This window comes from Intrasporangium chromatireducens Q5-1 (assembly GCF_000576575.1).
Classification (GTDB): Bacteria; Actinomycetota; Actinomycetes; order Actinomycetales; family Dermatophilaceae; genus Intrasporangium_A; species Intrasporangium_A chromatireducens.
The window spans coordinates 1-21,576 of the sequence record NZ_AWQS01000056.1 but is presented as its reverse complement, the minus strand read 5'-3'; the positions used below and the strand labels follow the sequence as shown (position 1 = coordinate 21,576).

General features: G+C 67.5%; 19 protein-coding genes and 1 pseudogene. 11 read left to right on the top strand and 9 right to left on the bottom strand.

The features are described from left to right. Positions 1-296: 296 nt before the first annotated feature. From N864_RS24645 to N864_RS09035, 7 genes are all read right to left on the bottom strand, one after another. Entirely contained in the window at positions 297-467 is a 171-nt protein-coding gene (locus N864_RS24645; RefSeq protein ID WP_155892881.1) for a hypothetical protein, read from the bottom strand. Between the two features lie 213 nt (positions 468-680). Further along, positions 681-1,139, bottom strand: a complete 459-nt coding sequence (locus N864_RS09060; protein WP_034715808.1) for a MaoC family dehydratase — start codon at positions 1,137-1,139, stop codon at positions 681-683. Continuing rightward, entirely contained in the window at positions 1,139-2,356 is a 1,218-nt protein-coding gene (locus N864_RS09055) for an acetyl-CoA C-acetyltransferase (RefSeq protein WP_034715807.1), read from the bottom strand. Before N864_RS09055 ends, N864_RS09060 begins: the two co-directional genes overlap by 1 nt. Beyond that, positions 2,353-3,243, bottom strand: a complete 891-nt coding sequence (locus N864_RS09050) for an HTD2 family dehydratase (RefSeq protein WP_051518386.1) — start codon at positions 3,241-3,243, stop codon at positions 2,353-2,355. Before N864_RS09050 ends, N864_RS09055 begins: the two co-directional genes overlap by 4 nt. After that, entirely contained in the window at positions 3,240-3,980 is a 741-nt protein-coding gene (fabG, locus tag N864_RS09045; RefSeq protein ID WP_034715806.1) for a 3-oxoacyl-ACP reductase FabG, read from the bottom strand. The genes N864_RS09050 and fabG overlap by 4 nt, the downstream gene beginning before the upstream one ends. Then, positions 3,980-5,140 (bottom strand): acyl-CoA dehydrogenase family protein, encoded by a 1,161-nt coding sequence (locus N864_RS09040; protein ID WP_034715805.1) that lies wholly within the window; start codon positions 5,138-5,140, stop codon positions 3,980-3,982. Before N864_RS09040 ends, fabG begins: the two co-directional genes overlap by 1 nt. Before the next feature lie 27 nt (positions 5,141-5,167). Beyond that, a complete protein-coding gene (locus tag N864_RS09035; protein WP_034715804.1) occupies positions 5,168-6,409 on the bottom strand; it encodes a CoA transferase in 1,242 nt (413 codons plus the stop codon). 149 nt (positions 6,410-6,558) lie between these two features. Between N864_RS09035 and N864_RS09030 the strand changes: the two genes are divergently transcribed. The 5 genes and pseudogenes from N864_RS09030 to N864_RS26420 all read left to right on the top strand — a co-directional run. After that, entirely contained in the window at positions 6,559-7,458 is a 900-nt protein-coding gene (locus tag N864_RS09030) for an acyl-CoA thioesterase (protein WP_051518385.1), read from the top strand. Between the two features lie 164 nt (positions 7,459-7,622). Next, positions 7,623-8,771, top strand: a complete 1,149-nt coding sequence (locus N864_RS09025) for an acyl-CoA dehydrogenase family protein (protein WP_034715803.1) — start codon at positions 7,623-7,625, stop codon at positions 8,769-8,771. Further along, complete coding sequence (locus N864_RS09020) at positions 8,768-9,529, top strand: enoyl-CoA hydratase/isomerase family protein (RefSeq protein ID WP_034715802.1); 762 nt, start codon at positions 8,768-8,770, stop codon at positions 9,527-9,529. Before N864_RS09025 ends, N864_RS09020 begins: the two co-directional genes overlap by 4 nt. A gap of 252 nt (positions 9,530-9,781) precedes the next feature. Continuing rightward, complete coding sequence (locus N864_RS09015) at positions 9,782-10,813, top strand: NAD(P)H-dependent flavin oxidoreductase (RefSeq protein ID WP_276203098.1); 1,032 nt, start codon at positions 9,782-9,784, stop codon at positions 10,811-10,813. An 808-nt stretch (positions 10,814-11,621) separates the two neighbouring features. Further along, positions 11,622-11,855: pseudogene (locus N864_RS26420) on the top strand (hypothetical protein); the annotation flags it as partial. 270 nt (positions 11,856-12,125) lie between these two features. On the opposite strand, the gene N864_RS09010 reads toward N864_RS26420, so the two are convergent. Together N864_RS09010 and N864_RS09005 are read right to left on the bottom strand one after the other, a co-directional pair. Further along, positions 12,126-13,298 (bottom strand): CaiB/BaiF CoA transferase family protein, encoded by a 1,173-nt coding sequence (locus N864_RS09010; RefSeq protein WP_051518384.1) that lies wholly within the window; start codon positions 13,296-13,298, stop codon positions 12,126-12,128. Positions 13,299-13,309: 11 nt separating this feature from the next. Next, on the bottom strand, positions 13,310-15,025 hold the full coding sequence (locus N864_RS09005) for an acyl-CoA dehydrogenase family protein (protein ID WP_034715810.1): 1,716 nt from the start codon (positions 15,023-15,025) through the stop codon (positions 13,310-13,312). A 95-nt stretch (positions 15,026-15,120) separates the two neighbouring features. Here N864_RS09005 and N864_RS09000 point away from each other — a divergent pair, with 95 nt between their 5' ends. From N864_RS09000 to N864_RS08975, 6 genes are all read left to right on the top strand, one after another. After that, entirely contained in the window at positions 15,121-16,038 is a 918-nt protein-coding gene (locus tag N864_RS09000; RefSeq protein WP_034715801.1) for a LysR substrate-binding domain-containing protein, read from the top strand. A 298-nt stretch (positions 16,039-16,336) separates the two neighbouring features. After that, entirely contained in the window at positions 16,337-17,494 is a 1,158-nt protein-coding gene (locus N864_RS08995; RefSeq protein ID WP_162164520.1) for an ABC transporter substrate-binding protein, read from the top strand. A 76-nt stretch (positions 17,495-17,570) separates the two neighbouring features. Further along, complete coding sequence (locus N864_RS08990) at positions 17,571-18,452, top strand: branched-chain amino acid ABC transporter permease (protein ID WP_034715799.1); 882 nt, start codon at positions 17,571-17,573, stop codon at positions 18,450-18,452. After that, positions 18,449-19,510 carry a branched-chain amino acid ABC transporter permease gene (locus tag N864_RS08985; RefSeq protein WP_051518383.1) on the top strand — a complete coding sequence of 354 codons (1,062 nt, stop codon included), beginning with the start codon at positions 18,449-18,451 and terminating at the stop codon, positions 19,508-19,510. Before N864_RS08990 ends, N864_RS08985 begins: the two co-directional genes overlap by 4 nt. Further along, a complete protein-coding gene (locus tag N864_RS08980) occupies positions 19,503-20,213 on the top strand; it encodes an ABC transporter ATP-binding protein (RefSeq protein ID WP_034715798.1) in 711 nt (236 codons plus the stop codon). Before N864_RS08985 ends, N864_RS08980 begins: the two co-directional genes overlap by 8 nt. Further along, complete coding sequence (locus N864_RS08975) at positions 20,214-20,921, top strand: ABC transporter ATP-binding protein (RefSeq protein ID WP_034715797.1); 708 nt, start codon at positions 20,214-20,216, stop codon at positions 20,919-20,921. Positions 20,922-21,576 lie beyond the last annotated feature (655 nt).

The following is a 21,576-nucleotide window of genomic DNA, read 5'->3' as shown; positions in this document are numbered from 1 at the left end:
TGCGGGTGAGGGTGTGAGAGAGTTTCACCTACGAGATGCCCCTTGTGCGAGACGGAACTGAAGCCTGAAGAACTCCAATTCTGTTTCAGCACAGGGGCATTCTCATGCTCCGACGCGCCGGATCACCTCACCACACCCGGCCAATCGGTGGATCGAGGCTTAGCGGCTATCCCGACCGGGTAACCGTTCACGAGCCTGGCCACACAACCGTCACCGCAACGGCGCACAGCTTCCTTCCGGTCCACGACACCGTCGATGGGACCCGGCGAGGTGACCACCGGGGTGTCGAGACGCGCTTACAGCACGCCGACAGCGGCGTTGAGGACGGCAAGTGCGGCCGCCTCGATCAGGCCGGTGCTGAACGTTCCACGGCAGCGGGTCACGGCCAGAAGCAAGGCCCAGATGAGTGCCCTAGCAAGAGCGCGGGGCGCCACCATCGCCCAAAGATCACGCGGAAGGTTAATCATGGTCGGGATCGTCTCGACATCCTTCGGCTCGTCAGTCTACGAGCGCCTGCTCTCGGGACTTTGGCGAAGTGCCTGTCTTGAAGTGATGCCTCGCCGACAACTTCCTCCATCACTTCGTCCTCGATCCGCACGTCCCAGTAGTCAAAGTCAGAAGGGGTTGGGTCCGAACGCACGAGGCGTTCGGACCCAACCCCGTTGACTTTGGTGAGGCGGTCAGGGCACCACGAGGGTGATGGACTCGGCGACGCAGACCGGTCGGGCGACACCGTCCGCCTCGACGGTCCAGCCCACGCGGACCTGCGTGCCCGCGGACACCTGACGGATCTGCTTGATCGTCGCGGTCGCGCGGACCTTGGACCCGACCAGGACGGAGGCGGGGAAGCGGACCTTCTCGAGGCCGTAGTTGAGGCGCGCGGTTCCAGCCTTGATGGAGTACAGCGACGTGCTGAAGGACGGCAGCATCGACAGGGTGAGGTAGCCGTGGGCGATGGTGCCGCCGAATGGAGAGGTCCGGGCGCGGTCGACGTCGACGTGGATCCACTGGTGGTCGCCGGTGAGGTCGGCGAAGCCGTCCACGGTGTCCTGCGTGATCTCGACCCAGTCGGTGGGGCCGAGCTCCTCACCGACGGCCGCCTCGAGGTCGGGCACCGAGCGGAATACGCGCTGGGTCATCAGCTGACCCGCTCGAATACCGCGGCCAGGCCCTGGCCGCCGCCGATGCACATCGTCTCGAGGCCGTAGCGGCCCTCGCGGCGGTGCAGCTCCCTGGAGAGGGTAGCGAGCATGCGCACGCCGGTGGCGCCGACGGGGTGGCCGAGGGAGATGCCGGAGCCGTGGATGTTGGTGCGCTCGTGGTCCTCGTCGGTGAACTTCCACTCGCGCATGACGGCGAGGGCCTGCGCGGCGAACGCCTCGTTGAGCTCGATGACGTCCATGTCCTGTAGGGTCAGCCGGGCCCGGCTGAGGGCGGCCTCGGTGGCGGGGACCGGCCCGATGCCCATGCGGCTGGGGGCCACGCCGGCGACGGCCCAGCTCACCAGGCGCACGAGCGGACGCAGCCCGAGCTCCTCGGCGACGTCGGCGGTGGTGACGAGGCACATCGCAGCTGCGTCGTTCTGCCCCGATGCGTTTCCGGCGGTGACGGTCGCCTCGGGGTCGGTGGCGCGAAGGATGGGCTTGAGCCCGGCCAGGGTCTCCATCGAGGTGCCCGGCCGCGGGTGCTCGTCGGTGTCGATGACCCGGTCACCCTTCCGGCTAGGCACGGTGACGGGGATGATCTCCTCGGCGAAGACGCCGGTCTGCTGGGCGTTGAGGGCCCGCTGGTGGGAGGAGACGGCGAGTCGGTCCTGCTCCTCGCGGGAGAGGCCGTACTCACGGCGCAGGTTCTCGGCTGTCTCGAGCATGCCGCCGGGCACCGGGTAGAAGCGGCCACCCGGCGTCTGGCGCCCGCGGGTCAGTCCGTCGTGGATGGCGACGCCGGAGCGGGCGCCTCCCCAGCGCATGTCGAGCGAGTAGAAGGCGGCGTTGCTCATCGACTCGGCGCCGCCGGCGACCACGACGTCGTTGGCGCCGCTGCCGACCTGCATCACCGCGTTGATGACGGCCTGCAGGCCCGAGCCGCAGCGGCGGTCGACCTGCTGGCCACCGACCGTGATCGGCAGCCCGGCGTCGAGCCCGACCACCCGGCCGATGGCCGGCGCCTCGGCGTTGGGGTAGCAGTGCCCGAGGATGACGTCCTCGATGCGCGTCGGGTCGACGCCGGTGCGCTCGAGCAGACCCTTGAGGGCGGTGACGCCGAGGTCGACCGGCGAGAGGTCCTTGAACATGCCGCCGTAGCGGCCGATGGGAGTGCGAACGGGTTCGCAGATGACGACGTCACGCGTGGTCATGGCTCATGCCTTTCCGGTGGGGGAGAGAGCTCGACCGACAGGCCGGCGAGCAGGGTGCCGTCGCCGTCACGCAGCGTGACCTCGACGTCGGGTTCCTGTGAGTGGTCGAGCGCGACGAAGGCGTCACGACCGCAGAACAGTGGGGCCGAGTTGCGGTGCCTCAGCCGCCGCACCGACCGCTCGGGCGCCGCCAGCCGCAGCGCCTCGGCCAGGGCCAGGGTCGACAGGGGCCCATGCACGACAAGGCCGGGATAGCCCTCGACCCGGGTCACGTAGGGCCAGTCGTAGTGGATGCGGTGGGGGTTGGCGGTGGCGGCACTGAACCTCATCAGCAGCGTGGGATCGGTGCGGAAGCGCCACCCTCCCGACTCCGCGCGCAAGGGGGGCCCGGCCGGCGGCATACCGGCGGCCGGTGCCGGGTCGGGCACGCGGCCCGGGTCGGGTGGTGGGGCGGCGGGGCGATAGACGAGATCCTGGCGCTCCTCGAGCAGGAGGGTGCCATCCGCGGCGCTCAGTGTCGTCGCGACCCGGACGACGGCGAAACGACCGCTGCGCCCGTGCTTCTCCTCCACGGACTCGACGACGGACTCCCGCCGAACCTGGCTGCCGATGAGCAGCGGTGCGTGAAAGACGGCCTCACCCCCTGCGAACATCCGCCGGGGGTAACCGAGGTCCGGTAGGAAGGCGCCCTTGCGGGGGTGGCCGTCCGGCCCGAGGGACGAGGAGGCCGGCCAGCGGGGGAGCGCCACCCAGTGCCACAGCGGCGGCAGAGGGTCGCCCGCCTCGACGACAGGTGCCGAGGTGTCGAGCAGGGCCGTGAGCGCCGCCACGGGGCCGCCGTCGACGGTCTCGACGGAGGACTGGGTCCCGGCGCTCGAGCGGCTCACATGAACCGCCCGCCCGTGACCTCCGCGACGGTCCCCGTCATGTAGGACGACAGCGAAGATGCGTAGAACAGGGCCACGGAGGCGACCTCGGAGGGCTCGCCCGGGCGGCCTACGGGGATCTCAGCCATCTTCTGGTCCCAAGCCTTCTGCGGCATCGCCTCGGTCATCGCCGAGCGGATCAGGCCGGGCTGGATGGCGTTCACGCGCACGCCGTGGTGAGCCATCTCCTTCGCGGCGGCCTTGGTGAGCCCGACGATGCCGGCCTTGGCGGCCGAGTAGTTCGTCTGCCCAACCATGCCGACCTTCCCAGAGAGCGAGGAGATGTTGACGATGGCCCCGGACTTCTGCTCGCGCATCCGCGCGGCGGCGAGCCGGGTGCCGTTCCAGCAGCCCTTGAGGTGCACGTTGATGACCTGGTCGAACTGCTCCTCGGTCATCGTGCGCATCGTCGCATCGCGGGTGATGCCGGCGTTGTTGACGACGACGTCGAGCGACCCGAAGGTCGACACCGCCGCATCGAGCGCACGCTCCACATCGGCAGCATTGACGACGTCGCAGGCGATGCCGAGGGCGACGTCCGGGCCGCCCAGGCCCGCCGCGGCGTCCTTCGCGGCAGCGCCGTTGAGGTCCGCGAGCACGACCTTGGCGCCCTCGGCGACGAAGGTCTCCGCGATCGCCAAACCGATACCCTGCGCGCCGCCCGTGATCACGGCGGTCTTGTTCTGCAGCAGGCCCATCACATGCTCCTGTCCTTGTCGCGCGCCACGAGCTGGGCCGCGATCACGTTGCGTTGGATCTCGTTGGTGCCTTCGCCGACGATCATCAGCGGGGCATCCCGGAAGTACCGCTCCACGTCGTACTCCTTCGAGTAGCCGTAGCCGCCGTGGACGCGGATGGCGTCGAGCGCGACCTGCATTGCGGTCTCCGAGGCGAACAGTTTGGCCATGCCGGCCTCCATGTCCGCCCGGCGTCCCTCGTCGAGGCGCTCGGCGGCGTCGATGGTGAGCAGCCGGGCTGCGTGCAGCTTGGTGGCCATGTCGGCCAGCAGGTTGCCGACCGACTGGTGACGCCAGATCGGCTTGCCGAAGCTTTCCCGCGTCTGTGCGTAGGTGAGGGCGTCGTCGAGCGCGGCCTGCCCCACGCCCAGGGCTCGGGCGGCGACCTGGACCCGACCGACCTCGAGGCCGCGCATCATGTGGCCCCACCCACGGTTCGCCTCGCCGCCGAGCACGGCGGAGGCGGGAACGCGCATCGCGTCGAACGTGAGCTCGCACGCCTCGACGCCGCGGTAGCCAAGCTTCGGGATCTTGCTGGAGATGGTCAGGCCCTCGCCGGGCTCGACGAGGACGACGCTCATGCCGCGGTGTGCCGGCTTGGCATCTCGGTCGGTGAGGCAGAGCAGACCGATCAGGCCGGCGTGCTGGGCGTTCGAGATCCACGTCTTGGAGCCGGTGATGACCAAGTCGTCGCCGTCGCGGTCGGCGTGAGTGCGCATGCCCTGCAGGTCGCTGCCACCCGACGGCTCGGTGAGCGCCATCGTCGCGCGGAGCGAGCCGTCGGCCATCCTCGGCAGATATGCCGCCTGCTGCTCCGGGGTCCCGAAGTGCCGGACGAGGAACGTGATGACCGAGTGGCCGCCGATGGCGCCGGCGAGGCTCATCCAGCCCCGGGCGAGCTCGGCGGTCACCTGGGCGAAGCACGACGTGCTCACGTCGACGCCCCCGTGCTCGGACGGGACCAGCAGCCCGAAGAAGCCGAGCTTCTTCATCTCCTCGATGAGCTCCTCGGGGTAGAGGTCCTCGGCCTCGAACTCACGCACCCGCGGACGCACCCTCTCGTCGACGAACTCGGCGACGAGACGGACCATGTCCTGCTCGTCGGCGCTCAGCTTGCTCATGGCGGTGCTCCTGGGATGGGGATGAGGTCAGGCGACGATGTCGGCGGGGGCGGGCGCCCGCAGGACGCCAGAGGACGCCAGCTCCTGGAGCTCGGCCTCCGTCACGCCGAGCACGTCGGTGAGCACCGTCCGGGTGTCCTGCCCCACCTGCGGCGCGGGCCTGGGTCCGCCCCTATGTCCGTCGACCATGACCGGCGACCCGGGCGCCAAGAGCCGACCCACTCCGGGCTGGTCGATGGTCGAGAAGATCGGCTGCTCGCGCAGCAGGCGCGCATCGTCCCCAGCGAGCTCGGCGAAGGTGCGATAGGGGGACCACAGCAGCCGCGTCCTCGCCAGCGCCGACTCCACGGCTGGTCCGTCATGCCGGCTGAACCACTCGGCCACGAGGCCTGCCAGCACGGCGCGGTGACGGTAGCGCTCGCCCTCGTCGGAGAAGTCCGTGCCCAGGGCCCGGCCCAGGACAGCGACCGTCTCGGCAAGGCCCGTCATCTGGAGCAGCTCGGTCCAGTGGCGCGGCGTCAGCGCGACGACCATGAAGCGTCGGCCGTCCGACGAGGTGAAGTCGCGGCCGAACCCGCCGTACATGAAGTTTCCTTCACGGGTCCGCTCCGGGTTCGCCCCGAGCTGGGCATCGGCCAGGTAGCCAAGGTGCCCCGCGGCGGCCAAGGCCACGTCCTCGAGGACGACCCTCACCTGGGAGCCCTGCCCGGTGGCGCGCCGTCGCAGCTCGGCGGACAGCAGGCCCGTCGCAAGGTACAGGCCAGCCGCGAAGTCCCAGGCGGGCACGACGTTGTTAACCGGGCCGGCGTGCTCGGCCGGGCCCGTGACGTGCGGAAACCCGGTGCCGGCCTGCACGGTGTAGTCCACGGCGATGCCGCCGTCGTGGGTGCCGGCGAGCACCACGTGCACGACGTCGGGTCGCCGCGTCGACAGCGCCTCGAAGCTCAGCTCAGGCCACCGCTCGGTGTTCGTCACGAGGATGCCGCCGCCCTCACCCTCCTCGGCGACGAGGTCGGCGACGACCTGGCGGCCGCGAGGATCGCCGAGGTTGACCTCGATCGCCCGCTTGCCGGGGTTGAGCCCGTTCCAGTAGAGGCTCGTTCCGTTGGGTGCCAAGGGCCAGCGGGTCCGGTCCGGACCGCCGCCCATGGGTTCGACCCGGATCACCTCGGCGCCGAGCTGGGCCAGGGTGAGCCCGCACAGGGGGGTGGCGACGAAGCTCGACAGCTCGACGACGCGTAGCCCGGACAGGGGGCCGGCAGGGGGCATGGGACGCCTTTCCACGGTGGTTGGCCCCACTCTGCCGCCGACCGGGCCTCGAACTCCAATACCGTTTCCGCGGCAGATTGATCTTCATGCCGCATCAATAGATCTGAACAGATATCCAAACTGGCCGCAAATGAGGGCACAATGGCGCGGTGAACGCACAGCCCCTCGAGCCGACCGCAACCACCGCGCCCCGAGTGTCCCTGTCGGACCTGCTGGACCTGCTCGACCTGCGTCCATCGGCCCCGGACGTCTGGGAGGCCGAGGCCCAGCAGCACCCGCAGGACAGGGTGTTCGGCGGCCTTCTCCTGGCCCAGGCCGTCGTCGCCGCCGGACGAACGGTCGACCCCGCGCAGCGCCTCGTCAGTCTGCAGGCCGACTTCGTCGAGGGCGCTCCGACCGACCGGCCCCTGCAGTGGTCCATCGACCGCATCTCGGACGCGACGTCACTGTCGACGCGGCGAAGCCGTCTTGTCGGCGGGGGTGGACAGGAGCTCTTCAGCGCTGTCACCCGCTGGGCGACCGTCCGGGCCGACCTGCCGTCCTACAGTCCCGCCAGGCCTGCCGACGCGCCACCACCCGAGGAGCTTCCCGGGCTCGTGGACCGGTTCGGGGATGACGAGCGAATCCCGGCCTGGTGGCGGATCGAGCGGCCGGTGCACGTGCGCCACGCTGTCGAGCCGCCGTACGTCGAGGGTGCCGACCGGGGGGACCGGCAGACGATCTTCTTCCGAGCCACCGCACCGCTGCCCCAGGACCGCGTCGTTCGTGAGGCGCTGCTCGCCTACGTCACCGACATGAGCATCCTCGAGCCGGCCTTCCTCGCGCTGGGATCCGCCCGGCACCTCCCCGGGGCGCGCATTCTCAGCCTCACCCACTCGCTCACCTACCACACCGACTCCAACCTCGAGGAGTGGCACCAGGTCGACTGCCGGGTCAGCGCGATCGCGCGGGGCCGGGCGCACGGAGTGGCAGAGGTCTTCGACGCATCCGGGCGTCACGTGGCGACCGTGGGGCAGCTGGGGCTCGTCAAGACGCCGCCGATGTCATGATCTACACTCATGCACTTCGCGCATAAGACGCAGAGGCATTAGGTATTGGACACGCAATAGCAGGCAGGTGATGCTGGCCGAAACGGCCCGGTGGCGCCCGCCTCACCGGACCCTCGGACCCGGCACCGCCGGCTCCGAGCGCCCCCACGCAGAAGGAGCCTGTCATGGAGCCCGAGGAGTTCGACTCCGTCCTCGACGCCGTCCGCACGTTCGTCCGCAAGGAGGTCGTCGCGGCGGAGGACGAAATCGAGGAGACCGACCAGATCCCCGACCGGCTCCGTCAACAGGCCGCCGAGATGGGCCTGTTCGGCTTCGCCATCCCCGAGGAGTACGGCGGCCTCGGCTTCTCCATGTCCGAGGAGGTGCGCCTCGTCATGGAGCTCGGCTGGACGACGCCGGCGTTCCGCTCGATGTTCGGAACGAACAACGGCATCGCCGGCCAGGTCCTCGTCAACTCTGGGACGGACGCACAGAAGCAGAAGTACCTTCCGCGCCTGGCCAGTGGCGAGCTCGTCGCTTCCTTCGCGCTCACCGAGCCGGAGGCCGGTTCGGACCCCAGCGGTCTACGCACCCGGGCCGTGCGCGACGGTGAGCACTATGTCATCAACGGCCAGAAGCGCTTCATCACCAACGCCATCTGGGCCGACGTGCTCATGGTGTTCGTGCGCACCGGCCCGGTCACCGACGGCGTCAAGGGCATCTCCGTCTTCATCGTGCCCACAGACACCCCCGGCGTGACGATCGGGCCCCGGGATCACAAGATGGGCCAGCGCGGCGCAGCCACCTCCGAGGTTTTCCTCGACGACGTGCGTGTGCCCGCCGAGAACCTCGTCGGCGAGGTCGAGGGCGAGGGGTTCTCCGCCGCCATGCGCTCCCTCGCCAAGGGCCGACTGCACATCGCCGCGCTCACCGTCGGACAGGCCAACCGGCTCATCGACGAGAGTCTCCGCCACGCGACGACGAACCGGCAGGGCGGCACCAAGCTCGCCGAGTTCCAGCTCATCCAGGCCATGCTCGCTGAGAGCCGCACCGAGGCGTACGCCGGACGGGCTATGGTGCTCGAGGCGGCCCGCAGCTGGGACGACGGCACCGACCGTCGCCTCGCACCGTCGATGTGCAAGCTCTTCTGTACCGAGGCCGTCGACCGGATCGCCGACCGCGCCGTTCAGATCCACGGCGGCCTCGGCTACATGCGCGAGGTGCCCGTCGAGCGCTTCTACCGGGACGCCCGCCTCTTCCGCCTCTACGAGGGCACCAGCGAGATACAGAAGCTCATCATCGCCAAGCAGCTGGTCAAGGGATTCCAGGGATGAGCGCCGTCCGGACCGAGGACCGGGGGTCCGTCCGCATCCTCACCCTGGACCGGCCCGAGCGGCGCAACGCGCTCAACCTCGAGGACCGGCTGGAACTGCTCGAGGCTCTGCGCGCCGCCGACCGCGAGGCCCGGGCGATCGTCCTGACCGGGGCCGGCGCGGTCTTCTGTGCCGGCGGGGACATCACGTCGATGTCCCAAGACCGGTCCGTCGCGGCGCACCGCCTCCAAGTAGTCGGCTCGATCGTCGAGCAGCTGCACGGCGGCGAGCGGCCCATTGTCGCAGCGGTGGAGGGCGGCGCTTACGGGCTCGGCCTCGCGCTCGCGGTGGGGAGCGACCTCCTGGTCGCCGGCCGGTCGGCGACGTTCTCGACCTCCTTCGCTCAGGTCGGCTTGGCGCCCGACACCGGGCTGGCGTACAGCCTGCCCTTCCGGGTGGGCCGCGGCCGCACCCGTGAGCTGCTTCTCACGGCGCGGATGGTGTCCGCCGACGAGGCCGAACGCATCGGGATGGTCGACATGCTCGCCGACGACGGTGCCGTGCTCGAGGCAGCCGTCTCGTCGGCCCAGCGTCTCGCCGAACTGTCGGCTCCCATGGTGGCTGGCGTGCGCCGGATCCTTCACATGTCGGACCAGAGCCTGCAGGGCGTGCTCGCCGCGGAGGCCGAGACCCAGGTCGACCTGCTGGCCGGGCCGGAGTTCGCCGAGGGGCGGGACGCCTTCCTGGAACGGCGCAAGCCCAACTTCAACCGTGTCTAGCCCGGCAGCCAGCGGGATGGCTCGCGTCCCGCCGCCGGTTGCGGGTCGGAGCGGGTCGATGCGCCACGTATGCCGCGTTGCGCGGATAGGGGCCGCCGATCAGTCGCTTCCGGTGCACGGCTTTGACCCGCCGCTTCCGCGACCATTTGACGGAAGCGCCTCGAAACGACGCGGCCCGAACGATGACGAGGTGACCGTGCAGAACGCCGCAGCAGTGGGTGCCAACCCACGCCAGATCGGGAAGGGGCTCGCGTGACGACGACTGTGAGCAGGGCCGGGGTAGGTCGGGCACCGGTGCAAGACGAGGCGGTGCTGCATACCCGCTTCACCGAGTTGTTCGGCGTTCGGCACCCGATCGTGCAGGGCGGCATGCAGTGGGTCGGCCGCGCCGAGCTCGTCGCCGCGGTCGCCAATGCCGGGGCGCTCGGCTTCCTGACCATGCTCACCCAGCCGACACCAGAGGACCTCGTCAAGGAGATCGCCCGGACCCGGGAACTCACCGACCAGCCGTTCGGCGTCAACTTCACCATCCTGCCGACCATCACGCCGCCGCCCTACGCGGAATACCGGGCCGCCATCATCGAGTCCGGCATCACCATCGTCGAAACGGCGGGCAACCTCCCCACCGAGCACGTCGAGGCGTTGAAGCCGGTCGGCGTGCGGATCATCCACAAGTGCACCTCCGTGCGGCACGCGCTCAAGGCCGAGTCGATCGGCGTCGACGCGGTCAGCATCGACGGGTTCGAGTGCGCCGGGCACCCCGGCGAGGACGACGTCACGGGTCTGGTCCTCATCCCCGCGACGACCGAGAGGCTGCGCATCCCCGTCATCGCGTCCGGGGGAATCGCCGACGCCCGCGGCCTTGTCGCTGCCCTCGCCCTCGGTGCCGAGGGCGTCAACATGGGCACTCGGTTCCTCTGCACCGCCGAGTCACCCATCCACGACGACGTGAAGCAGGCGATCGTCGCGGCCAGCGAACGGGACACCGACCTCATCCTGCGGCCCCTCGGCAACACGACCCGGGTGGCCCGCAACGCCGTCAGCCGGGAAGTCGTCCAGCGCCTCCACGACGGTGGGACATTCGACGACGTCCGAGACCTCGTCGCAGGAGTTCGCGGCCGCTCCGTTTACGAGACCGGCGACATCGACCGCGGCGTCTGGAGCGTCGGCCAGTCCCAAGGCCTCGTCCACGACATCCCTACTGTCGCCGAACTGGTCAGCCGCATCATCGACGAGGCGGTCGACATCATCAACGGCCGGCTCGCCGCACTCACCCGCCGCTGACCGACCGCCGACCCGCCCGTGACTGGAGGAGCCGCCCAGGAAACGCACGATCTTCACAGAGGACCACGAAGACCTCCGCGACACCATCCAGCCGTTCTTCGCCAAGGAGGTAAGCTCCCCAGTTCGCCGCCCGGGAGAAGTCCGGGCACCCGCCGCGCGACTTCTACCCGCGTCGGAGAGCTCGGGATCGGCGGCAGGGGGCGCCCGAAGAGTCCGGGGGCGGAGGCGTCGAGGCCTACACCTTCAACGCCATCCTCACCGAGGAGTCGGTCCGGGCCAACATCAGCCTCGTCGCGCTGCGCGTGCCCATTGACCTCCTTCTGTCCTACTCCTCCGGCGCTGCGCGGCCGAGCAGACGCAGCTCGCCACTTCGGCTTCGCGAGCGGCGAACGGGTCACCGCCATCCCGACGACCGAGCCCGGCCCCGATCCGACCTGGCGGGATCCGCACCACGGCCCGCCGTGAGGGGGACCATTACCTCCTCGAGGGGGGCATAACGCCGACCGCGTCCTCGTTATGGCTCGGACGTCGAAGCCGTCTTCAGAGAACAGGCCCACCGCACTGTCCATCCTTGTCGTCGACACGGAGTCCGCCGGATACGGCGGTAGCACACATCCTCGAGAAGTTGGGGCTCGAGGTGTAGGAGGCGTGCGAGCCTTTCCTCGACGAAGTCCACGTGCCCATCTAGGACCTCGATGGTTGCCGGCGGCGACCCGGTCGTCACGCTCACCGCGCCGATCAAGGCGACCGGGAAGACCCTGCTGCGCTCCGGTCTTCGCATCGACGACATCGGGCCCTTGCGGTCAACGAGGCCTTCGCGGCCGTGTCCATGGGCCCGGCAGGCCGAGACGGGTGCGCCCGACGAACGTGGGAACCCGTTGGGTGCCCCATCACCGTCGGCCACCCGTTGTGCGGCTCCGGAGCGATCCTCATGACGCGGCTCGCGCACCACAGGCGCGACAACGGCATCCACTACGGCCTGCAGACGATGTGCGAGGCGGGCGGTCTCGCCAACCGCCCTCGAACTCCTTTGACCCACTGACCAGCCGCGCGGCATACGACACTCTTGTCCCCTCGCCACGAAGGGACACGCCATGCGCCTCGAAGGTCTCAGCACTGGCTTGACGGGAGGCGCCTCGCGTTCGCCCAGCTTGCGGCGACCATCCTTGAGAACGACTACTTAACGGCGAGACGATCCGCCTCGACGGTGCCACCAGGATGGCGCCACGCTGATACCCGTGGGGCGCGTACGCGGGCGCCTGCGCCACCATGGTTGAGCCCCGCACAAGCAGTGGTGAGGCCGTGCGGAGTGTCAGCCCGACGCGGCCCGCTCGCTCCCGCCGGCACCAGCCCGGTGGCCGGCCGGGGACAGGATCTCGTCCGTGTGCTCGCCGAGACGCGGCGGCGCGAGCCGGTAAGACGGTGGTGTGCGGGAAAGCTTGATCGGTGAAGCCGTGCCGCGGTATCCCCCGCCGAGTTCGACGACCATCTGCCGGTGTGCCGTGTGCGGATGGTCGAGGACTCCGGCAACGTCGTTGATCGGCCCACACGGCACCCCGACCTGCATCAGCTCCACAGCCACGACCGCCGCGCGATGGCCCGCGAGCGCCTGTTCCAGCTCGGCACGCAGTTCCTCCCGGTGCGCGTTTCGCTGAGCGTTGTCGATGAATCGTTGGTCGTCGGCGAGCTGAGGGACGCCCAGATGGGCGCACAAGGTACGGAACTGCTGGTTGTTCCCTACCGCTACGACCAGGAGCCCGTCTCCGGTGGCGTAGCTCGCGTACGGCGTGATGTTGGGATGCTGGTTGCCGGTCCGTACAGGGCTGCGGCCGTTGCCGAAGAAGTTCGGCAGATGCGGATGCATGACAGAGATGCCGCAGTCGTACAGCGTAGTCTCCACGGACTGACCGCGGCCGCTGATGCCCCGCTCCACAAGCGCCAGCAGGATCCCGTTCGCGGCGTTGAGCCCCGTCACCATGTCGACGGCCGGAATGCCGACGCGTAGAGGCCCGCCGCCCTCCTCACCGTTCACGCTCATAATGCCTGTCATCGCCTGGATGACGACGTCGTATCCCGGGAGGCCGCCCAGGGGTCCATCGGTGCCGAATCCCGTGATGCAGCAGTGAATCAGACGCGGGAAGTCGCGGGCGAGCACATCGGCATAACCGAGGCCCCAACGCTCCAGGGTGCCGGGCTTGAAGTTCTCGATCATCACGTCCGCCGTGGCTAGAAGCGCACGCAGGTGGCTGCACCCCTCCTCGGTGGTCAGGTCGAGCACGACGCTCTTTTTGTTGCGGTTGACTCCGTCGAAGTACCACGCCGTACCCGAATCGTCGAAAGGTGGTCCCCAGCCACGCGTCTCGTCTCCGAAGGGCGGTTCGATCTTGATGACCTCGGCGCCGTGGTCGGCGAGGATCTGCGAGCAATAAGGGCCACCGAGCACTCGACTCAGGTCGATCACCCTTAGCCCGGACAGCGCCGACACCTGCGACTCCGTCACAAGGCCGCCCTGTCGGCCAGCGACGCCCCGACTGGTTCCCCCAGGAGCAGCGCTGTGACCAGGTCCTCGTCGTCCTGAACCGGGTTGAGCGGATCGTGTGGCAGGAGTCGGTGGCGCACCACCAGGCTGGCCAGGGCCCTCCGTGTCTGGTCGTCGCCCATCCTGGCGGCCTCCCACATCATGAATATGGCAGAGGCCAAGTTGTACAAGGCCGTGGCCGCTTCGCGGGTCTGCCACTCGTTCTCGGCCTTCGTGGCCAGGAGCATCTGCGCACCGACCTTGTCGATGAGGTCCTGCCAGAGCTGCGACTGGGCGGCTCCGGCCTCGACGATGAGCTCTGTCAGGTAGTCGACCAGAATGTCCAGAGCCGAGGTCCTCTTCGCCGCTCGGGCGACGTCCAGGGCCACGATGTTCGAGGTGCCCTCCCAGATGGATCCCAGGTGGGCATCGCGAACCATGCGAGCGTCCCCGAACTCCTCGATGTAGCCGACCCCTCCGCGGACCTCCATGCCATCCCCCGTCACCTTCCGGTTGTCACGCGTCGCCCGGAACTTGACTAGTGGCGTGAGAATCCGAATCAGTTGGCGTGCAACGTCATCGCCAGCATCGGCGTGGGGGAACAAGTGCGCGATGTGCATGTACACGGATCGGGCCTGCTCGGCGGGCACGAGCATCTTCACCAGCTGGCGACGCATCAGCGGCAGGTTGATGATCTGCTCGCCAAAGGCGCTCCGATTCAGGGCGACATGGCGGGCCTCGGCGAAGGCGCGCCGCATCATCCCGGCAGCGCGCACCCCGTTCGACAGGCGGGAGGAGTTGATCATGTCGGCCATCTGGCTGAACCCTCGGTTGATGTCTCCGACGAGGTATGCCGTGGCGCCGTCGAGCTCGATCTCACCACTGGCCATCGATCGGGAACCGAGCTTGTCCTTCAGCCGGACGATGCGATAGCTGTTCGGGGTCCCGTCCTTGAGAAGGCGCGGGAGAAGGAAGAGCCCCAGCCCTCTAATGCCGGCCTGAGCCCCTTCCGGTCGGGCCAGGACCATGGCGAGGTCCGCATCAGGGTTGGAGCAGAACCACTTGCTCCCAGAGAGTCGCCACGTGCCATCGCCGGCATCTGTCGCTGTGGTCAAGAGCTGGCCGACGTCGGAGCCCGCCCCCTGTTCGGTGATGAACATTGCTCCCTGGTAGAGCTCGTCGAAGTCAGTGGTGGTCAGGTGCGGAAGGAACTGTGCGACAAGCTCGGCCGAGCCGAAGGTGGTCAGCGTCCGCGTAAGGGAATCCGTCATGTTCACGGGGCACAAGAGCCCGAACTCGGCTTGGACGAACAGGTAGGTCAGGGCGTACTTCACCTGCGGATCCATCACCTGGGGCCAGCCGAGAACGCCTGGTGCGTGCGACATGGTGGCCAGCCCGAGCTCGCCGAACGCCGCCTTCTCCAGTGCTTGGTATGCCGGGTGCTTGAGGACCGTCTGACGCTCCTCGCCGCGTCGGGTTCGGTGAGTCAGCGAGGGAGGGTTCTGGTCGGCGTCGTGGGCAAGATCGTCGAGCTCCGCGCCGACGCGGGAGCCGAGGTCGTCGAGGATCGGCTGCACATGCTCACGCAGCGCGTCATCGAGATAGACCCGCAGCAGCGCACTGAATTGGGGGTCGTCGCGGAAGCGGTTGACGCCATGGCTGTCCGGGACTGGCAGGATCGTTTGATCGCTCATCATGCTCCTCGGTCGGGTCGGCTTCCCACAGCGTCGCAGTCGAGACCGATTGCCTCCAATACATATATTGGTGCTGTATCCATAGGCTATTGCCTATGGATGATCTTAGTTTGCGGCGCCTCCGTTACTTCCTCGCCGTGGCCGAGCATCGCCACTTCGGCAAGGCAGCCGCAAGGCTGTTCATCGCCCAGCCGTCCTTGAGTGCCGAGGTCAAGAGACTGGAGCGGGACCTGGGTGTGACGCTCTTCGAGCGGAGCTCACGTGCCGTGCGCCTTACCCCTGCAGGCGCGCGTCTCCAGGACGATGCGGCGCGGCTCCTGGCAGAGGCGGGTGCGCTACGCCGGAATGTGCTGCGGACCAGCGCCGTGTCAGGGCGCCTCACGATCGGCTTCGTGAATACCATGTTGCACCGGGGACTTCCGGAGGCCGCGCGAGTCTTCTCGGCGGCATACCCAGAGGTGGAGATCCACCTCGTCGAGCTCAGCTCGGCGGAGCAGGCTGCCAAGCTGGATGCGGGCGAAATCGACCTCGCGATTGGACATAACGTGCGGACGGCGGCTCCGGCGGTCTCGGTTGTCGTCGTCGACGAACAGTTCGCTGTGGCCCTTCCGGCCGAGCATCATCTGGCGCAAGCACCGTCTCTCGCGGTCGGTCAGCTTGCCGAGGAGGCCCTCGTCGTCTTTCGCCGCGAGGTGTCGCCGCATTACCACGACACGGTGATCGCGCTCTGCGTCTCTGCTGGTTTCAGCCCCAGGATTCACCATGAGGTGATGGTGTGGCAGTCCGCGATCGCCCTGGTGGAGGACGGTCTCGGGATCGCGATCGTGCCGTCCGTCCACGCCCGTCTCGCCGCTACGCGCCCAACGTCAAGGCGCTTGGTGTTCGCAGAGCTCTCGGCCACGAAGATCACGTCCAAGACGTACGGACGGTATCTCGCAGCCGGTCCGGCCGCGCCCGCGGCCCGGGAGTTCCTCTCTGCATTGATGCGCTATCTGGCGGCCAGTGCTCGATGATTAAGTACCTGTTGCGCATGAATCGTGGCGGCAATTGGTATTGGACGCGGCGCCGTCGCCAGTCAAGACTCTTCGCATCTCGCCCCCGCGCCTGCTTGGCCAGCGGGCTCCCGAGGTCGGCGACGTCAGGTGAGGTGGCTGGCCGCGACTCAAGGTTCGGTGCATCGGCGCATCGACGGAAGGAAGGTCAAGCGTGTTCAGAAAAATGCGATGGGGGGTCCTGGCCATCGTTGTCGCGGTCCTCGCAGCTGCCTGCGGAGGGGCTGCCCAGTCCGGTGGATCCACCAAGGGGATCTCCGTGGTCAACGCTCTGCCGTTCTCCGGGGGCCTGGCCGAGATCGGCCAGGACATGTATGACGGCGCGGACATCGCTCGCCAGCTGGTGAACGAGGCCGGCGGTGTCAAGGGGCGGCAGGTGACGTTCACCAAGGTGGATGCCCCCGACCCGCAAAAGGGCGTCACCGAGGTCAACCGCGTCATCTCGCAGGACCACGCCCCGATCGTGTTCTGCTGCTACTCGAGCTCGATCGACCTCGCGGTCAGCCCTGTGACCGAGCGGAACAAGGTCGTCATGCTCGAGGCTGGCGCCATCGCCCCTGAGATCACGGCCCGCGGCTTCAAGTACCTGCTTCGCACCCAGTCGACCGCCGCCCAGTACGCCGGCGGAGCCCTCGGCCTCATCAAGGACGAGATCCTCCCGAAGCTCAAGATGGACAAGAGCGCCGTCAGTATCGCGATCGTTCACGAGCAGGGGAGCTACGGCAAGGCCTACGCCGCAACCGTGCAGAAGGGCGTCGAGGCTCTCGGCCTCAACGTAGTGGCCAACGAGTCCTACGATGCGGACTCGACAGACCTAACGTCGCTCGTGCTCTCGATCAAGGGCAAGAACCCCACGATCATCCTGGCCGCGAGCTACACCAACGATGCGGTCCTCTTCTTCGACCAGATGCGACAGCAGGGGCTGGCGCCCAAGGTCTTCATCGGCGCGGGCGGTGGCCACTCCAACGCCGTCTTCGGCAAGTCCGAGGGCAAGAACGCCAACGGGGTGTTCGAGTCATCGTCCTCCGCGCATGTCAACCCGACCGCCCTCTCGAGCGACATGCAGAAGGTCTCTGAGGAGGTCAAGAAGCGCTACACGGCGCTGCGCCACAAGCCGGTGAGCAACCAGGTCATACTCGGGTTTTCCGGAATGTGGACCCTGCTCAAGTACGTCCTGCCGAAGGCAGACGACCCCACCGACCCGGCGTCGATCATGAAGGCCGCTGCCCAGGTCAATGAGCCGCTCGGATCCTTGCCGAACGGCTGGGGGGTGAAGTTCGACCAGACCGGCCAGAACACGCTCGCCGAACCGACGGTGCAGCAGTGGCAGAACTCGAACCTCGTGGTCGTCTACCCGAACAAGGTGGCGACGGCACAACCGACCATGGTGCCGCTGCCCGGGTGGAACCAGCGGTAGTCAGTCATGCGGTCCCAGCCGATCATGAGCGGTTCGGCTGGGACCGCCGCTGCGGAAATCGAAGGTGGCAAACCACATGGTTCTACTGCAGGTGCTCGTCTCGGGCCTTCTCTTGGGCGGCGTCTACTCGCTTGTGAGCGTCGGCTTGACCGTGGTCTTCGGCGTGGTCAGGATCAGCAACTTCGCGCACGGCGCGTTCGTGATGCTGGGCATGTACTCCGCCTACTGGGCCCACGAACTGTTCGCCCTTGACCCATACGTAGCGGCGGTTGTCATCGTGCCCCTGTTCTTCCTTCTGGGCATGGGTGTGTACCAACTCGCCTTCAGGCACACGATCGGCAAGGACCCGCTGGTCCAGATCTTCGTGTCGGTGGGCCTGCTCGTCGCACTGGAGAACCTGGCCCTGTTCCTGTTCGGTGCAGACTTCCGTACCGTGCGGACGTTTGCGGGACAAACGGCTCAGCTTGGACCAGTGAACCTGCCCGTGGGGCTGCTGATCGCTTTTGTCGTCTCCCTCGCGGTTGCCCTCGCACTGATGGCGCTGATTCAGCGAACGAAGTTGGGTCGTGCAACTCGAGCGGTCACACAGGACCGCGTGGCTGCCACCCTTATGGGGGTCAGTACACATCGCATGTACTCCGTCGCATTCGGCATAAGCATCGCGTGCACCGGACTTGCCGGCTCCCTCCTCATGCCGATCAAGGCGGTGTATCCCACGGTCGGAACCCAGTTCACCCTCGTGGCATTCGTCATCGTGGTCCTGGGCGGCATGGGGAGTGTCAGCGGAGCCCTCATCGGTGGCCTCGTCGTTGGCCTTGTCGAGTCACTGGCCGGCTACTACGTGTCGCCCGCCTACCAGCAGCTGGCCTACTTCGTGGTCTTCATCATCGTTTTGCTTGCCCGCCCGCAGGGCTTGTTCGGTTCCGCGGTAGCCGCCGAGATTGGAGAGGAAGCATGACGAGGACGTCCGAATCGTCCACGGTTGAAGAGCCGCAGACGACCCCATCAACGCGCCCTGACGCGAACGAGTCCCCGGGCCGCAAGATATGGGCCATCTCGCTCGCCGTCCTCGCGGCGATCGTCGCTGTGATTCCGTTGGTCACTGAGAACAACTACTACTTCGACGTCGTCATCGGCATCCTGCTGCTCGCCGCTGGAGGCAGCGCATGGAACCTTCTCGGTGGCTACACCGGGCAGATCTCGCTGGGTCATGCGGGCTTCTTTGGACTTGGCGGGTACGTGTCCGTCCTGCTGTTCACGCAGCACGGTGTCACGCCGTGGATCGGGATTCCCGTGGGTGGGCTCGTGGCCGGCCTCGTCGGCCTGCTGATAGGCGGCCTGACTCTTCGGCTGCGCGGCCCGTTCTTCGTCCTGGCGACGATCGCTTTCGCCCAAGTCCTGCTCATCCTCGCCATCAATCTGGACGACTTGACCGGAGGCTCTCCAGGAGTCTCCGTCCCGTTCAAGGCCGGTGTTGCGAATATGGTCTTCGACAACCGCGGAAGCTACGTGTGGTTGATCGGCGGGTTCCTGGTCGTGGTCTTTGGCCTCACCGCATGGATCGAGACGCATCGCCTCGGCTCTCAGGCGCGCGCCGTGCGCGAAAGCCGCGATGCTGCGGAATCCTTGGGGATCAACAGCACCAGCGTGAAGCTGCAGATGACCGCAACGTCCTCCGCGCTGACAGGCATCGTAGGCGGGCTATCGGCGTACTACATCGCGTTCATCGACCCGAGCAGCTCCTTCGGCATCGGACGTTCGATCGACTTTGTCCTTGTGGCGATTATCGGCGGCATGGGTACCGTTTGGGGGCCCATACTCGGAGCGATTCTGATTCAGCTACTCCACAACGAACTGAGCGGGGCGCTCGGGAGTTCAGGTGCAGGCCTTTACCTAGTCGTGTACGGCGTGCTGATGATCGTCGTTGTTCTCTTCTTCCCCAAGGGCATTGTCGGAGGGCTCGATATTGTCCGCCGCCGCATCCGAACCAACAGGGAGGGCCGCGCGCGTGTTTGAAGTACGAGATGTGACCAAGAGATTCGGCGGCCTCACCGCGGTGTCAGACGCCAGCCTCATGGTGGACTCCGGAGAAATCGTTGGCGTCATCGGGCCAAACGGTGCGGGCAAGTCGACCCTGTTCAGCGTCATTGCCGGAGTGCTCCGCCCCGACGAAGGCGTCGTTTTGGACGGCGAAAAGGTCCTGACCGGTCTCCGTCCCTACCGCATGGCACGAGCGGGCGTCGCGCGGACATTCCAGACGCCTCGTCCATTCGGTGCCCTGACAGTTCGTGAGAACATGGTCGCGGCCGCGCATACGGTGCATCGCAGTACCGCCGACGCCCACGCTTGGGCTGCCGAGTGTCTCGAGCGCATCGGCTTAACAGAGTTGGCCGAAGTAGCGGCATCCACCCTCCCGCTGGGGATGCGCAAGCGCCTGGAGGTGGGCCGCGCTCTCGCGACGAAGCCCCGGCTCCTGTTGCTTGATGAGGTCCTCGGTGGGCTCAACCCGAATGAGATCGACACCATGGTCGCCCTCATTCGGGAACTTCGCCAGAGCGGGATGGCGATCTGCATGGTCGAGCATGCCATGGCCATCATCATGAGCCTGTGTGACCGCATCTACGTCATCGACCACGGCGTCGTGATCTCAACCGGCACCCCGCAGGAGGTCTCGTCAGACCAGCAAGTGATCGACGCGTACTTGGGAGGTTCGGTCTAAATGCTTGTTGTGGAAGACCTTGAGGCCGGATACGGCGACATCCACGTGCTCAACAGGATCTCGCTGTCCGTCAAACAGGGAGAGATCGTCGCGGTTCTTGGCGCAAACGCCGCCGGCAAGACCACAATGCTGCGAGCGATCTCAGGCGTCGTCGTGAAATCGTCAGGGAAGATCCAGTTCCTCGGGCAGGACATCGAGCGGACTCCGGGCCACGAGCGGGTCGGCCTCGGCTTGGTCCAGGTGCCTGAGAGTCGGCGCCTGTTTCCGCATATGACGGTGCGCGAGAACCTCGAAATGGGCGCATTTCACGCAGGCGCCCAAAGGAAGTTCAGCCAGAACCTGGACCGGGTGCTCGACCTCTTCCCTATCCTCCAAGACCGCACTAACCAATTCGCCGGCCAGATGTCCGGAGGAGAGCAACAGATGTGCGCGCTCGCACGGGGCCTGATGGCGGACCCCAAGCTCATCATGATCGACGAGCCGACTCTGGGGCTGGCGCCGCTCGTGGTCGAACAAACGTTCCAACTGGTCAAACAAATCCGAGACGCTGATATCGCCGTGCTCCTGGTCGAGCAGAACGCCGTGAAGTCGCTGGAGATCGCGGATCGCGCCTACGTGCTCGAACGCGGCGACATCGTGATGACCGGGACGCCGCAGGAGCTCAATCAGCAGGGGGAAGAGCTCCGCCGCGCCTATATCGGCCTCTAGCCGGGCGGTGTTCCAGACGCCATCGGCTCGGGCGGCCTGTCTGCCGCGGCAGAGGTGGCGACCTGCGCCGGCGCGGCACACGAGACGTTATGGTGCAACTACCGCTCGGTCGAGTTGGCGACCGCAAGCTTCATCAACGACTTGCTCGTCGAGATCGATCAGCAGCGAGTGTGGGGGCGAGCGGCACGGCGGGGCTCCGTTCGGTGGACGTCCGGACCTTGGGGTGGCGTGGGCCAAAGCCGCCAAAGCCTGCGCGAAAGCGGTGCCACCTGCGGCATCCAAATCAGCGTCCCGGGAGGCCTTCATTCTCGAACGTGGGAAGCGGAACTCCTGAGGCCTGCCATCAGCAGGCAAGGGGCGCGACCGCAACGCTTGTCCGGGCACAACCTGATGGTCAAGGCGAATGGTGTCCGTGCCAACGCCGATGCCCAATTCATGAACGGGCCATGGGTCGCGGCAATGCCCCGGACGCGCCGGACGCCGCTTCGCCGCGCGCCCAGGTTGCCGAATCCTAGGAATGATGGGTGCGTCGTCACACAAGATAGACGCCTGAAAGCTGGGCCCGCGGACGCGGCGCAGTGTGGCGATCGTCCATTCCGACCCGGCCAGTCCGTGCGGGGAGATGAGTTGAGTCCATAGGGTTGGTGTACGACGA